Below are 13,858 nucleotides of genomic sequence, written 5' to 3' on the forward strand. Positions count from 1 at the left end.
CCCGCGATGTCTTCCGTCCTTTCCGGCGTGCTCCAGTTCGCCGCGCTCGCCGCGGCCCTGGCGCTCTCGTACCGGCCGCTGGGCGACCACCTGGCCCGCGTCTACTCCGGCGACCGGCATCTGCGGGTCGAGAAGTGGATCTACCGGGCCATCGGCGCGGATCCGTCCGCCCGGATGCGCTGGCCCGCGTATCTGCGGGGCGTGCTCGCCTTCTCCGCCGCGGGCGTCCTCCTCCTCTATCTGCTCCAGCGCCTCCAGGGGCACCTGCCCGGCTCGCTCGGTTTCGCGTCGATCCCGGCCGACCAGGCGTTCAACACGGCGGCGTCGTTCGTGTCGAACACCAACTGGCAGTCGTACGCGGGCGAGCAGGCCATGGGCCACGTCGTGCAGACCGGCGGCCTTGCCGTGCAGAACTTCGTCTCGGCCTCGGTGGGCATGGCCGTCGCGGTCGCTCTCGTCCGCGGCTTCGCCTCCTCGCGCACCGGTGAGCTCGGCAACTTCTGGACCGACCTGGTCCGCGGCACCGTACGCGTCCTGCTGCCGGTCTCGGTGGTTGGCGCGCTCGTCCTGGTCGCCTGCGGCGCCCTCCAGAACTTCGCCGGGATCCACGAGGTCGGCCAGTTCACGGGCGGCCCGCAGCAGTGGAACGGCGGCGCGGTCGCCTCCCAGGAGGCGATCAAGGAGCTGGGCACGAACGGCGGCGGCTACTTCAACGCCAACTCCGCCCACCCCTTCGAGAACCCCGGCGGCTTCTCCAACCTGTTCGAGGTCTACCTCATCCTGCTGATCCCGTTCGCGCTCACCCGGACCTTCGGCCGGATGGTCGGAAGCGTCCGGCAGGGCTACGCGATCCTGGCGGCCATGGTCACGGTCTGGGCGGGCTTCACCGCCCTGATGCTGTGGACCGAATCCGCCCACCACGGACCGGCGTTCGACCTGGCGGGCGGAGCGATGGAGGGCAAGGAGACCCGCTTCGGCATCGGCGGCACCTCCGTCTTCGCGGTCGCCACCACCCTCACCTCCACCGGCGCCGTGGACGGCTTCCACTCCTCGCTCACCGGCTTCGGCGGCGGCATCACCCTGCTGGGCATGCAGCTCGGCGAGATCGCGCCCGGCGGCACCGGCTCCGGTCTCTACGGGATGCTGGTCATGGCGGTCATCGCGGTGTTCCTCGCGGGCCTGATGGTGGGGCGCACCCCGGAGTACCTTGGCAAGAAGATCGGCACCCGCGAGATCAAGTACGCGGCCTGCTACCTCCTCATCACCCCGGCGCTGGTCCTGGTGTCCACCGCGGTCGCGATGTCCCTGCCCTCGACCCGCGACGCGATGACCAACCAGGGGGCGCACGGCTTCTCCGAGGTGCTCTACGCGTACACCTCCGGCGCCAACAACAACGGCTCGGCCTTCGCGGGCCTGAGCGCCGACACCCCCTGGTTCAACACCTCCCTCGGCCTGGTGATGCTGCTCGGCCGGTTCCTGCCGATGGTGTTCGTCCTGGCACTCGCCGGCTCGCTCGCCGGGCAGCGGCCCGTCCCGGAGACCGCGGGCACCCTGCGCACCGGCAAACCCCTGTTCACCGGTCTGCTGGTCGGCACGATCCTGATCGTCACCGGTCTGACCTACTTCCCCGCCCTCGCGCTGGGGCCGCTGGCCGAGGGGCTGGCGGCATGACCACGCATCTGAAGCCCGAGGAGCCCGGCTCCATGCCCACCGCCGCCGCCCCCAGCCCCGCGAGCCCCGCCCGCACCCCGCACGACGCCCGCCCCGCCGGCCACCCGGACCGGGCCGGGGCCGGAGGCGGCCTGTTCGACCCCCGGCAACTGGTCGCCGCGTTCCCCGAGGCGCTCAGGAAGCTCGACCCCCGGGTGATGGCCGCGTCCCCGGTGATGTTCGTCGTCGAGATCGGTTCCGTACTGACGACGGTCCTCGCGCTCAGGGACCCCGGCGACTGGTTCGGCTGGGCGATCACCGGCTGGCTCTGGCTGACCGCGGTCTTCGCCAACCTGGCGGAGGCGGTCGCCGAGGGCCGGGGCAAGGCGCAGGCCGACACCCTGCGCCGAGCCAGGACGGACACCGTCGCCCGCCGTCTGAACGGCACCGCGGAGGAGCGGGTGCCCGGCACCGGGCTGCGCGTCGGCGACCTGGTCGTCTGCGAGGCGGGCGATGTCGTCCCGGGCGACGGCGACGTGGTCGAGGGCGTCGCCTCGGTGGACGAGTCCGCGATCACCGGCGAGTCCGCGCCGGTGATCCGCGAGTCCGGCGGCGACCGCTCGGCCGTCACCGGCGGTACGAAGGTGCTCTCCGACCGGATCGTCATCAAGATCACCACCAAGCCGGGCGAGACCTTCATCGACCGGATGATCGGCCTGGTCGAGGGCGCGGCCCGGCAGAAGACGCCCAACGAGATCGCCCTGAACATCCTGCTCGCCTCGCTGACCGTCGTGTTCCTGCTGGCGGTGGTCACCCTCCAGCCGTTCGCGACGTACGCGGGCGCCGAGCAGCCGATGGTCGTCCTCGCGGCCCTGCTGGTCTGCCTCATCCCGACGACGATCGGCGCCCTGCTCTCCGCCATCGGCATCGCGGGCATGGACCGCCTGGTGCAGCGCAACGTCCTGGCCATGTCCGGCCGGGCCGTCGAGGCGGCCGGGGACGTGTCGACGCTGCTCCTGGACAAGACCGGCACCATCACCCTGGGCAACCGCCGGGCGTCCGAGTTCGTCCCGGTCGAGGGCACGACCGAGGCCGAGGTCGCCGACGCCGCGCAGCTCTCCTCGCTCGCCGACGAAACGCCCGAGGGCCGCTCGATCGTGGTCCTGGCCAAGGACCGGTACGGGCTGCGCGAGCGCCACCGGGGCGAGCTGACGGACGCGGAGTGGATCGCCTTCACCGCCCAGACCCGGATGTCGGGCGTGGACGTGGAAGGGCGCAAGGTCCGCAAGGGAGCGGCCGGTTCGGTCGCGGCGTGGGTGAGGGAGCGGGGCGGACGTGTGGCCGAGGACGCCCAGCGGCTCACCGACGGGATTTCCCAGGCCGGCGGCACGCCGCTGCTGGTGGCTGTGGAGGACGCGGAAGGCGCCCGCGTCCTGGGTGTCGTCCACCTCAAGGACGTGGTCAAGGAGGGCATGCGGGAGCGGTTCGACGAGCTGCGCCGGATGGGCATCAGGACCGTCATGATCACCGGTGACAACCCGCTGACCGCCCGGGCCATCGCCGAGGAGGCGGGCGTGGACGACTTCCTCGCCGAGGCCACCCCCGAGGACAAGATGGCGCTGATCAAGCGCGAGCAGGCCGGCGGCAAGCTGGTCGCGATGACGGGCGACGGCACCAACGACGCCCCCGCGCTCGCCCAGGCGGACGTGGGCGTGGCGATGAACACCGGTACGTCGGCCGCCAAGGAGGCCGGCAACATGGTCGACCTCGACTCCGACCCGACCAAGCTGATCGAGATCGTCGGGATCGGCAAACAGCTCCTGATCACCCGGGGCGCGCTCACCACGTTCTCCGTCGCCAACGACGTGGCGAAGTACTTCGCGATCATCCCGGCGATGTTCGCGGCCGTCTACCCGGGCCTGGACCGACTCAACATCATGGGCCTGCACAGCCCCCAGTCCGCGATCCTCTCCGCGGTCGTCTTCAACGCCCTGGTCATCGTCGCGCTTGTCCCGCTCGCGCTGAGGGGCGTGCGGTACCGGCCCGCCGGGGCCGACCGGCTGCTCCGCCGCAACCTGGGGATCTACGGCCTGGGCGGCCTGGTCGCCCCCTTCGTCGGCATCAAGCTCATCGACCTCCTCGTCTCCCTCATCCCCGGAATCGGCTGATCGTCATGAACAACTCGGTATCCGCCGCGGCCCGGCAGGCCGGCGCCGCCCTGCGGGCCCTGCTCGTGCTGACCCTGGTGTGCGGGGTGGTCTACCCGCTCGCCGTGACCGGCGTCGCCCAACTGGCCTTCCCCGGCCGGGCGAACGGCTCGGAGGTCACGTCGCGCGGGAAGGTGGTCGGTTCGGAGCTGATCGGCCAGCGGTACGACCTCCCCGCCAAGGACCCGTCCGATCCCGGGGAGGAGCCCCGCCCGGACCCGCGCTGGTTCCAGCCGCGCCCCTCCGGCGGCCTGGGCACCAACACCCTCAACACCCGCTACCGGCTGCTGGTGTCCGGCGCGACCAACCTCTCCGGCGACAACGAGGAGCTGGTCCGGCGGGTCGAGGCGGCCAGGGCCGCGGTGGTCGGGGACAACTCCACGGACACGTACCAGGTGGACCCCGCGGACGTCCCCGCCGACGCGGTCACCTCCTCCGGCTCGGGCCTGGACCCCGACATCTCCCCGGCGTACGCGCGGCTCCAGGTCCACCGGGTGGCGCAGCGCAACGGGCTGCCGGTGGCGAAGGTGGAGCACCTGGTCGCCGACCACACGGAGGGCCGCCTGCTGGGCTTCATCGGCGAGCCCCGGGTCAACGTGCTGAAGCTGAACATCGCGCTGCGGGAGCTCGCGGGGAGGTGACGCAGACGGGGAGCGCGGGAGGGGCCTCCGGGAACGGGGACCTCCGGGAACGGGGACCTCCGGGCGGGGGCCGCCGCCCGGGGCCGCCGGCCGGGCCGAGGGCGGCCGCGATGCGGGCGGAAGGGGCGGCTCATAGACTGACGTGGACAATATGCCCCTTTTCGTACCGGTAAGGGAGATGTGGTCCATGTCCAAGCGAGGCAACAAGCGGCGTGCACGGAAGAAGAAGGGCGCCAACCACGGAAAGCGCCCCAACACCTGAGCCCCCGGGCGCCCCCGGCCCCGGCCCCCGCCACCCGTCGTGGCACCGGGCCGGGGCCGACGCCGTGTCCCACACTGGCCCCATGGACCTGGAAGCGGCACGCGCCCTGCTCCCCGCCGCCCTCGAAGAGGCACGCGCCGGACGGGCCGAGGGCGGCATCCCCATCGGCGCGGCGCTCTACGACGCGTCTGGCACCCTCCTCGGACGCGGCCGCAACCGCCGCGTCCAGGACGACGACCCGTCCACGCACGCCGAGACGGCCGCCTTCCGCGCGGCCGGGCGCCGGACCACGTACGCCGGTACGACCATGGTGACCACCCTCGCCCCCTGCTGGTACTGCAGTGGCCTGATCCGCCAGTTCGGCATCTCCCGTGTGGTGATCGGTGAGGCGCGGACCTTCGGCGGCGGACAGGAGTGGCTCGCCGGGCACGGGGTGGAGGTCGTGGTGCTGGACGACGCCGAATGCCGGGCGCTGCTGGGGGAGTTCATCGCGGCGGAGCCCGGTCTGTGGTCGGAGGACATCGGAGGCCCGACGACGGACGGCTAGCGCGGCACCGGCCGGACCGGACTGAGTACCCGTACTCATTACTGGCCTGAACTCGCCCAGTACCCTGCCGAAAAGAAGATCAGCAAGCGGGAGGGGTGAACGGCATGTCCACACCGATCGGTGGTCCCACACGGGGCTTCTGGATCACGCCGGGCGAAGTCCAGAAGGCCGGTGACTCGGCCCGCAAGGTGGCCAAGGACATCCCGGGCGAAGTCAAGACCCTGTACAAGCCGACCGACACGGCGGTGGCCGGCCTGGCCGGTTTCGAGACCGCGAAAGCCATCGACGAGTGCCTGGAGGCGTGGGCGAAGACGCTGCGCGCGCTGGCGGGCATGGTGGAGGGCGCGGCCGATGCGGTCGGTTCGTCCAGTACGAGCTTCGTCCGCGAGGACCACGCGCGCGGGCAGTCGTTCCTCGGCTTCGGCCCCCACACCCCGTACGCGCCGGGCGTCTCGGCCCCGGGAGTGCACCCCCCGTACGCACCGAACGCCCCGTACGCGCCGAATCCGCCGTACGCGCCGAATGCCCCCCACATCCCCTACACCCCCCAAGCCCCGGGAGTGACCCTTCCGCCGGCGTCCGACGGAGGACACTGACCGATGCGGGTCTCGCAACTGCGCGATGCCAAGCCGCTCCTGCTGACGGACGCGGGTGACGCCTGGGACAAACTGGCGGAGACGTTCGGCACGCACACCACCGACTGCGGCAAGTACCTGCACCGGCCGCTCCAGCAGGGCAACTGGGGCGGGATCGCCGCCGAGTCCGCCGCCGACCGGCTCGCCCGGATGCAGCGCGACCTCCTGGTCGCCAAGCAGGAACTGGACGCCGTGGGAACGGTGTTGCGGGCCTGCGGCGAGGTGCTCGCCGCCCAGCAGGGCAAGCTGGCGCACGCCCTGGAGGACGCGACCGGCGCCGGATACCACGTCGCGGACGACGGCAAGGTCACCGCCCCGAGCGTCGACACCAGCGGGATGAAGCCCGGCGACGTGGCGATGATGCAGCGCGACCAAACCACCCGCGCCCAGGGCTTCGCCGACCGGATCGGCGACGCGCTGGCGGCGGCGGCGAAGGCCGACACGGAGTACGCGAAGGCGATCCGGCTCTTCACCGAAGCCGCGAACCGCTGCGGCAGGGGCGACTGGAGCACCAACATCGCGGAGATGGCGACGGCGGGGGGCATCAACAGCGAGCTGCTGCACGAGCTCGGCATGCCCGACAAGAACGGCTCCCCGGCCGCCGTACAGGCCTGGTGGGCCCAGCTCTCCCCGAGCCTCCAGGCCGAGCTGATCCAGGACTACCCGCAGCAGATCGGCAACCGCGACGGCATACCGGCCACCGACCGCGACCGCGCCAACCGGACGTATCTGCCGATGCTGCTCGACGGCCTCCAGTCGGAGTACGAGGGCGCCGACGGCGACAAGGCGAAGGCACTCAAGGACAAGATCGAAGGGCTCAAGGGCATCCAGAAGCAGCTGGCGGCGGAGGGCGAGCCGCGCCCGTACCTGCTCGGCATCGGCGCGGAGGGCAAGGGCCGCGCCATCGTCTCCTTCGGCAACCCGGACACGTCGAAGAACGTCTCCGCCTACGTGCCCGGCCTCAACACCAAGCTCAGCGGCCACTTCGCGGCCTCGGACGTGGACCGGGCCCGGAACGTGGCGACCATGGCGAACAAGATGTACCCCGACACCACGACCGCCTCGGTGGTCTGGCTCGGCTACGACTGCCCGCAGCTGGACGGCTTCAAGTGGTCGGCGACGGACGTGATGAGCGAGGACGACGCGAAGGCCGGGGCGCCGGCGTACGACAAGTTCCTGAGCGGCATCAGGGCCACCCACGAGTCCGGCTCCCCGCACGTCACGGCCATAGGCCACTCGTACGGCTCGCTCACGGTGGGCCAGGCGACCCAGCAGCCCGGCGGTATCCCGGCGGACGACGTGGTCCTGGTCGGCAGCCCCGGCGTGGGCGTGAACAAGGCATCCGACCTGGGGGTGGGGGCGGACCACGTCTACATAGGCGCCGCGGAGAACGACCAGGTCACGTACCTGCCGTCGCCCAACCTCCTGGAGTACGTGGCACCCGGCAGCGAGTACGGCCCGAAGAAGAACTGGTTCGGCACGGACCCGGCGGACGACCACTTCGGCGGCCACCACTTCGCCGTGGCCCCCGGCGAGGACACCGGCCTGTCGGGCCTGGTACAGGGCCAACTGCCCGCGCACTCAATCTACTTCGACCCCGACGCGGGCGGCGACTCCCTCCCCAACATCGCGAGCGTGGTCACCGGCCACGGCGACCGGATCACGGCGACGAGGCCGCGATGAGGGTCCGGGGACGCCGGGTGGTGTGCGCGCTGCTGCTCGCGGCGGCACTGACCGGCTGTGGAACGGGCAGCAGTGGCCGGAGCGATGAGCAGGTACGACAGACCCAGAAGGCACCGAAGATGAACATGCAGCAGGCGGGCGAAGGCTCGGAGAAGATCCTGGACGCCACGCTGGCGGCGATCCGGCCGCCGGTGAAGTGGACGTACGGAGCCCCCATGCAGGAGGCGTGCAGCACGGACCTCAACGAGCCGACGGGCAGGACGACGGTCACCCGCAGCCGCAACATCCTGACGATCGTCTCCCCCCACCGACGGGGCAGCCTCCTGGGTGTGGTCCAGCGCTACTGGGAGTCGGCGGGCTTCAAGGTGACGAGCGTGCGCAACGACGAGTCGATGCCCTGGGTACGGGCGACCCGGGCGGACGGCTTCAGCGTGTCGCTCCAGGTCGGGAGCGTGGGGAACGTGTTCCTGAGCGCGAGCTTCGCGTGCGCGGAGGACTCGGAGATGACGTACCCGGAGGGGACACCGGGAAAGCCGGGGGGCCCTAAGGGGGAGCAGGTCCGGCCGAACGAGCGATCGGAGTTCTGGTCGGGGGAGGGGTGAGGGGGGGGCTGCGGGGAGGGGGCGTTGCCGCGAAGGGCCGTTGCCGCGTCGCGCGGCTGGGGGCACCGCGGTCGCGGCCGGGAGGCCGGTACGCCGACGGCGGCGGGCACCGCTGGGCAGCGGGGCGGCTCAGTACGCCGTGAGGTAGACCCGTACGCGGTCACCCGACTGCCCGGCCACGTGGATCTCGATGGCCTGGACGGAGCTGCGCCGCGTATCGCCGACGCACGGGGGACAGGCGCTGGTGGTCCGTACGCCCTCGACTTCCTGGGGTGGTTCGAGCCCCAGGTGGTGGAATCCGTCGCCGCTGAGTGACGAGTTGGTGTGGACGGCCCGCAGGGGGTGGTCGGGGCGCAGATCGTCGACGAGCGATTGCGCGGCGTTCGCATCGGTGAGGAAGGAGAGCAGATAAACACGCTCCCGAGGCTGAACGCGCACAGCACCGCGCACCTCACCCGCCCCCACAGGAACACGCACCTTCATGAAGGCGGCGGCTTCGGGGGCACCGGCACCTTTCTCCCACCCCGGGTCACCCGCAGTGCGGCTGCCTGCCTGCGGGGATGAGCAGGCGGCGAGCAGGAGGGTGGTGGCGATGGCGAGTACGGGGGTGGCGGGGAGGCGCTTCGCGGAGCGAGGGGGGACGCCACGGGTTCTCCTCGCCCCGGGATCGCGTGGCATCTCGGCCACGCTTCCTCTACCGCTGGTGACTGGTTTCACCTGCCGCGTCGCCCCCTCTTTCCCCGGCGCGCACCGGCCCCAGGCGTCCCGGCCGGTTCGCGCTCTACGCACCGGTCGCCGAAGTGCCGACCCTCACCCTATGGGGGCTTTGGAGAAGACACCGCGTCGGCTGGGCGGCGAACAACCACGCTGCCCCTACTGCGGCTTACCGCAGGACCGGGTGGCCACGCTGGAGTACGACTGGGTGCTGTTGGAGCCGGACATGACTCCACTGGCCCACACGGCCGGCGGGGCATCGGTGGATCGAGCAGTCCGATGGACGGGTGGCCGTCTACGGGGTCTGCCCACCGGATCAGTTCCAGCGGTGCCGCATAGAACACCGCCTGGCCTGCCCGGCGAGACCCCTACCGGATCTGTGGCCGTGGCTGACAGCCCTGCGAGGGGAGAACGCGAGGCAGGCGGACCGGGACGATCCAGAGCCACCTCAGCCTGGGCCCCGGCCCCGGGCCCGGCCTTCAGAGGAATGGCCAGAGGTGGGCTGAGGGTCGGTGAGCGGGTGCCGAACTCGTGCTGCCCCGGTGCACGATCTTCTGCAACCGCTGCCGCTCGTGATCAACCAGTCAGCATGCACGGAACGGCTCGGCCAGCGCCCGTCCTTACTCGCCGCGTACGGCTTCGATCTCGGCGGCCAGCGCGGCCACGTCGCGCGCCCGCGTGTAGTACTTGCTCGCGTACTCGTCATTGATTGCCGGAAGCACCTTCCCGAACACCTCCACCAACCTGATCAAGCCGCCTAGGGACGGTTCGGGGAGGGGGCCGTTGAGGACGCGGGACGCGTAGCCGGCGGTGTCCGCGTCGAGCAGGACCATGTCCTGCCCCTCAACGTCCAGGCCACGGAACCCGTTCGGGAACGGCATGGCCCTGTACTCATCCATCTGCCAGAGGGCGTCGAGCTTCTTCTGCATCACGTGGGGATACTGCCAGGAGCGCATCCTCATGATGTCCTTATAACGTGGGGTCCGATGTGCGCTGGCCCGTACGCCCGTATCGTCGAGTGCATGATCTCGGGCGAGGGCAGCACTGAGGGCGGCGCGGCGGAGTTCACGGCGGAGGCGGCGGATGCCGCTCTTCAAAAGGCGTGTCAGCGAGCCGACTTGGAGCCGACGGGTGCTGAGTTGGTGCGGCTGGGGTCGAACGCGGTGTACCGACTGGCGGCTGTGCCTGTGGTCGTGCGAATAGCCAGGGAGCCGGATGCACTGGGGGAGACGGAGCGGGTCGTAGGGCTGGCACGGTGGCTGGAGGCGGAACGCTTCCCGGCGACCCGGGTATGGCGCGGCGTCGAGCAGCCGCTTGTGGTCGCCGGCCGCGTGGTGACGTTCTGGGAGAGTGTCCAGGAGCGCGAGGAGTACGGGACGGTCGGGGAACTGGCCGACTTCCTGCGGCGGCTGCACTGCCTGGCGGAGCCGGAGTCACTGAGGCTGCCGTATTTTGATCCGTTCGCGAAGCTGTCGGGCTCGCTGCGCCGGTTGGGCGGTGTGAGTGGTGTCTCGGGCGAAGATCGGGAGTTCTTGGAGGAGCGGGCCGGGTGCTTGCAGAAGGAGTACGACCGGATCGACTTCGTGCTCCCCTTCGGGATGATCCATGGGGACGCGAACGTCGGGAATGTGCTCCGGCACCGGGACGGCTCGGCCGTCCTCATCGACCTCGACGGCTTCGCTCTGGCTCCCCGCGAGTGGGATCTCGTACTCACCGCGATGTACTACGAGCGCTACGGCTGGCACACGCGTGAGGAGTACCGGGAGTTCGTCTACCGCTACGGCTTCGACCTGATGAACTGGCCCGGGTACTCCGTGCTCGCGGACGTGCGCGAGCTGATGATGGTCGCCTGGATGGGGCAGCAGGTGGCGACGAGTGCCCGGTCCGCCGGGGAGTTTGCCCGCCGGGTCCAGTCGCTGAGGACCGGGGAGGGGCGGAAGGAGTGGAAGCCCTTCTGACGGGTGACGGCTGACGTCAACCGGTGGTCGGGCTCGCGGTTGCGATCCACAGGCGGTGCTCGGCGGCCTGGTCCTCGAATTCGCGGACGATGGCGGTGGAGTTTCCCGTACGGGAAAGATGGCCGCGGAACTCCACCAGGTAGCTCACGCAGCGAGCGGACTTCAATTGCTCCCCGAGATCCAGCGCGTCCAGAGCCACCCGGCAGGCTTCCTCCGGCTCTCCCGCCCGCAGGTGGGCGTCCGCAAGGACCATGGTCGCGAAGAAGTCGCTCCGTACGCGGTTGCCGCTCACCGCGCTCTCGGCGTTGGCGACGGCCTGCCGGGCGCTGTTCACGTCGCGGAAGCAGTGCGCGGCCTCGGCCGCGAGCTCGGTCGCGTCGAAGTACGAGATCCACTCGGGCTCGTCGTCGCTGTTCTTGCTGTCGAGCGCGTTCGTGGCGGCCACCAGGGCGCGCTCGGTGGCCTTGCAGTCGCCTGTACGAGCGAGGGCGCGAGCCTCCATGGCGTGGAACTGGGCCCGGAGCGTCGGCGTTGCCACGGCGGAGATGCCCATGAGCGCGGCGCGGGCAAGCGTGGCGGCCTGCGTATACCGACCGAGGAATGTCGCCTGATGACTCATGGCGGAGAGGATGCTTCCGGCGAGACGGCGGTCGTTGGCGTCCTGGGCGAGCCGGAGGGCCTGGAGGAAGTACCGCTGCGCGAGTCCGTGGTGACAGGCGTCGTACGACATCCAGCCGGCGAGGAGCGTGGCCTCGGCGACGGCGGAGAAGAGCACGCGGCCGACCGCCTCCGTGTACTGCCCGGTGAGGAGCGGCGCCACGTCCCGGCTCAGGTACTGGATCACGGCGTGCCGTGCGTGATCACCACCGAAGCGGTCGTCGAGCTGGGCGAACATGTCGCTGGTCGCCTTGATCGTGGCCACGTCGGCCAGTCCGACGCGGACGCGTCTCCCGTCTTGGCCGTTGGGGAAGGCTGGCTCCGGCGCCACGAGCCACCGGAGGGAAGCCTCGTTCCACGCGGGCTCGGAGGGTTCGGCGGTGAGGAGTGGTTCGTACCCGTTGAGGTCCGCGCGCCACAGCCGATCGACGTTGTCGAAGGCAGCTTCCGGGCTTGCCGGGTACGTGGCATCGAGCAAACCGGAGTCCTGGCTCCCGGCGTGGTTGAGCCCGAGCTCGGCCGCGCTGACCCCGAGTGCTGCGCAGATCAACGGACCGTAGAACTCATCGGGGACGCTGTGGCCGTTCTCCCAACTGGCAATGCGCCTCTTCACGCTGGGATCTGCCGGGAGCTGGTGTCCGCGACGCGCGGCGAGCGTACGCAGCTCACGGACCAGCCGCGGTTGGCTCCAACCGCGATTCGTCCGGGCCGCGCGTAAGTGGCTGCCGACTGACTGTGTCGGGTCCGTGGTCGTCGCCCCCTCGATAGCGCCGCGACGGTGCCTGAGTTTCCCGCGCGTCTGAATGTACGGACTCGAAAGTGCCCATGTGAGGGGCAGGCCGTAGTTCGGTGAATCGGGCGAGCGGGGTGACGGGGGATGACGGACCCGTCAGCCGGGCGTCATCCCCCATCACTACTCGTCATCTGCCCAGCTCAGGGGCATCGGCGAGAGCCTGGCTCCACGCCGGTTGACTGCCGCCGGGTGAGAGCGACTTGGGGTGAGATGACGTGCAGAGGATGACCAAGAGGGGCGTCGAGTGGCTATCGGCTGCGGCGGAGGAGCCGACCGTATGCCGGGCGGTGTGGCGGGAGGACCCACGGCTCCCCTACCTGCTGCCCACCGGGCGTCTCTTCGACGTCGTGGTGGTTCCGCAGCGGGTCGGTCTTGAGGTCTTCGATCAACTGGTACGTCGGCAGATGCCGGTCGGGCCAGTCATGACCGACCGGAGGGCTCAGCAGGTGGGCTTCTTCCTCAACTCCGACTGGAGGAAGTTGTTTGAGGACTTCGTGGGCCGGGAGACGGACAGCCTGCCCGAGTACAAGTACCTCGACGACGGCTCCTATGTGGTCGTGCCGGGGCCGATGCCTCTGGCGGGCGACCGCTACGAATGGCTCCGTGCACCCCTTCGCCGGCCCGAAGCCAATCCCCAGCGCCCGGCCGCGCTCGCGGTCATGCTCGTCGCGGCGACTGACCTGGTGGCTCGGGTCGACCACTACGGCGACCGGTACCCGACGCCTGCGGCTGTGGCGAACCAGGTCTTGGAGGAGGCTGGGCCCGATGGGCAGTGAGGGCGAGCCGGGCAACGACACGGCTCACTGGTCTCCGCTGGACAGCGACTCCTGGTACGCCGCGAGGAACGCGACGGCTGCCCTCCGCGATGTCCTCACGGCGGCGGGCATGGAACGAGACATCCCCTACCTGAGAGCGGAATCAAACGCCTTCGGCCACGGCCTGGTCGAGCTCGGCCGAGTGTCCCCGGTGACGGCGGAGCGCCTGGCGGAACTGCTGCGCCTGGCGGCTACTTGCGCCCGGACCCCGGACGGCGCGTGCAGCCAGAGCCCGAGCCAATAGGAGCGGAGAGGGGCGGAGGAAATGACAGACCCGCAAGGAGTAGTGGCGCGTCGGGCTGAGGACTCGGAGCCCGGAGTGCCTACGTGCGTGGCTGGCTGAGGGCTCGGTGTGGAGCGATGGCCTTGGCAGAACAACTGGCAGGGCTCGGCTTGGACACAGATTTCCCCGGCCTGAAGGCAGACGTGAACGTGAGGGGGGGAGGGGTTGGTGTGCTTGGGCGCGATACGCCCGGAGGCGGCTGAGTTGCTGGCTGAGCTGATCATGGCGGGGCTGTCCGCTGCGATGGCCGCGAGGGCGAAGCGTTCAGATGCTCCGGCTGCCTGACTGATCCGCATCTCCGTGGTCGGCCCCCGCGACGGACCGGGGCCGGCGCCCTAGCGCCGCAGCCCGGCTGGGCGCGGGGGTCGACCACGTGTTGGGGCGATAGCGGACCCTTGGAAGATCACTACG

At 70.7% G+C, this 13,858-nt stretch carries 14 protein-coding genes and 1 pseudogene; 12 read left to right on the forward strand and 3 right to left on the reverse strand.

The genetic code is table 11. The features are described from left to right. Positions 1–6: 6 nt before the first annotated feature. The 7 genes from kdpA (at position 7) to ABZ404_RS07220 (ending at position 8,227) form a co-directional block, all read left to right on the forward strand. Positions 7–1,671, forward strand: a complete 1,665-nt coding sequence (gene kdpA, locus ABZ404_RS07190) for a potassium-transporting ATPase subunit KdpA (protein ID WP_358833875.1) — start codon at positions 7–9, stop codon at positions 1,669–1,671. Next, positions 1,668–3,818 (forward strand): potassium-transporting ATPase subunit KdpB, encoded by a 2,151-nt coding sequence (gene kdpB, locus ABZ404_RS07195; protein ID WP_358833874.1) that lies wholly within the window; start codon positions 1,668–1,670, stop codon positions 3,816–3,818. Before kdpA ends, kdpB begins: the two co-directional genes overlap by 4 nt. 5 nt (positions 3,819–3,823) lie before the next feature. Continuing rightward, positions 3,824–4,498, forward strand: a complete 675-nt coding sequence (locus tag ABZ404_RS07200) for a potassium-transporting ATPase subunit C (protein WP_358833873.1) — start codon at positions 3,824–3,826, stop codon at positions 4,496–4,498. A 344-nt stretch (positions 4,499–4,842) separates the two neighbouring features. Then, positions 4,843–5,307 carry a nucleoside deaminase gene (locus tag ABZ404_RS07205; protein WP_358833872.1) on the forward strand — a complete coding sequence of 155 codons (465 nt, stop codon included), beginning with the start codon at positions 4,843–4,845 and terminating at the stop codon, positions 5,305–5,307. A gap of 104 nt (positions 5,308–5,411) precedes the next feature. Then, a complete protein-coding gene (locus ABZ404_RS07210) occupies positions 5,412–5,903 on the forward strand; it encodes a type VII secretion target (RefSeq protein ID WP_358833871.1) in 492 nt (163 codons plus the stop codon). Positions 5,904–5,906: 3 nt separating this feature from the next. Next, a complete protein-coding gene (locus ABZ404_RS07215) occupies positions 5,907–7,625 on the forward strand; it encodes an alpha/beta hydrolase (RefSeq protein ID WP_358833870.1) in 1,719 nt (572 codons plus the stop codon). Next, positions 7,622–8,227 carry a hypothetical protein gene (locus ABZ404_RS07220; protein WP_358833869.1) on the forward strand — a complete coding sequence of 202 codons (606 nt, stop codon included), beginning with the start codon at positions 7,622–7,624 and terminating at the stop codon, positions 8,225–8,227. The genes ABZ404_RS07215 and ABZ404_RS07220 overlap by 4 nt, the downstream gene beginning before the upstream one ends. A gap of 129 nt (positions 8,228–8,356) precedes the next feature. Here the strand turns inward: ABZ404_RS07220 and ABZ404_RS07225 are convergent, their stop codons facing one another. Then, positions 8,357–8,665: a hypothetical protein gene (locus ABZ404_RS07225; protein ID WP_358833868.1), complete on the reverse strand. Its 309-nt coding sequence runs from the start codon at positions 8,663–8,665 to the stop codon at positions 8,357–8,359. 379 nt (positions 8,666–9,044) lie between these two features. On the opposite strand from ABZ404_RS07225, the pseudogene ABZ404_RS07230 reads away from it, so the two are divergent. Together ABZ404_RS07230 and ABZ404_RS07235 are read left to right on the forward strand one after the other, a co-directional pair. After that, positions 9,045–9,128 (forward strand): annotated as a pseudogene (locus ABZ404_RS07230) (hypothetical protein); the annotation flags it as partial. Positions 9,129–9,228: 100 nt separating this feature from the next. Next, positions 9,229–9,447 carry a DUF6083 domain-containing protein gene (locus ABZ404_RS07235; protein WP_358833867.1) on the forward strand — a complete coding sequence of 73 codons (219 nt, stop codon included), beginning with the start codon at positions 9,229–9,231 and terminating at the stop codon, positions 9,445–9,447. A 114-nt stretch (positions 9,448–9,561) separates the two neighbouring features. On the opposite strand, the gene ABZ404_RS07240 is transcribed toward ABZ404_RS07235, so the two are convergent. Beyond that, positions 9,562–9,903 carry a hypothetical protein gene (locus tag ABZ404_RS07240; protein ID WP_358990220.1) on the reverse strand — a complete coding sequence of 114 codons (342 nt, stop codon included), beginning with the start codon at positions 9,901–9,903 and terminating at the stop codon, positions 9,562–9,564. Positions 9,904–9,963: 60 nt separating this feature from the next. Between ABZ404_RS07240 and ABZ404_RS07245 the strand changes: the two genes are divergently transcribed. Continuing rightward, the gene (locus ABZ404_RS07245) at positions 9,964–10,899 is read left to right on the forward strand and encodes an aminoglycoside phosphotransferase family protein (RefSeq protein ID WP_358833865.1); all 936 of its coding nucleotides are present in this window, start codon (positions 9,964–9,966) and stop codon (positions 10,897–10,899) included. Positions 10,900–10,915: 16 nt separating this feature from the next. Here the strand turns inward: ABZ404_RS07245 and ABZ404_RS07250 are convergent, their stop codons facing one another. Beyond that, positions 10,916–12,169: a hypothetical protein gene (locus ABZ404_RS07250; RefSeq protein ID WP_358833864.1), complete on the reverse strand. Its 1,254-nt coding sequence runs from the start codon at positions 12,167–12,169 to the stop codon at positions 10,916–10,918. A gap of 404 nt (positions 12,170–12,573) precedes the next feature. On the opposite strand from ABZ404_RS07250, the gene ABZ404_RS07255 reads away from it, so the two are divergent. Both ABZ404_RS07255 and ABZ404_RS07260 read left to right on the forward strand, forming a co-directional pair. After that, positions 12,574–13,125, forward strand: coding sequence for a bifunctional DNA primase/polymerase (locus ABZ404_RS07255; protein WP_358833884.1), 552 nt, complete (start codon positions 12,574–12,576; stop codon positions 13,123–13,125). Beyond that, positions 13,115–13,408 carry a hypothetical protein gene (locus ABZ404_RS07260; protein WP_358833863.1) on the forward strand — a complete coding sequence of 98 codons (294 nt, stop codon included), beginning with the start codon at positions 13,115–13,117 and terminating at the stop codon, positions 13,406–13,408. The genes ABZ404_RS07255 and ABZ404_RS07260 overlap by 11 nt, the downstream gene beginning before the upstream one ends. The last annotated feature ends 450 nt before the right edge of the window (positions 13,409–13,858 follow it).

Origin of the sequence: Streptomyces sp. NPDC005878 (assembly GCF_040629815.1) — a bacterium.
Taxonomy (GTDB): Bacteria; Actinomycetota; Actinomycetes; order Streptomycetales; family Streptomycetaceae; genus Streptomyces.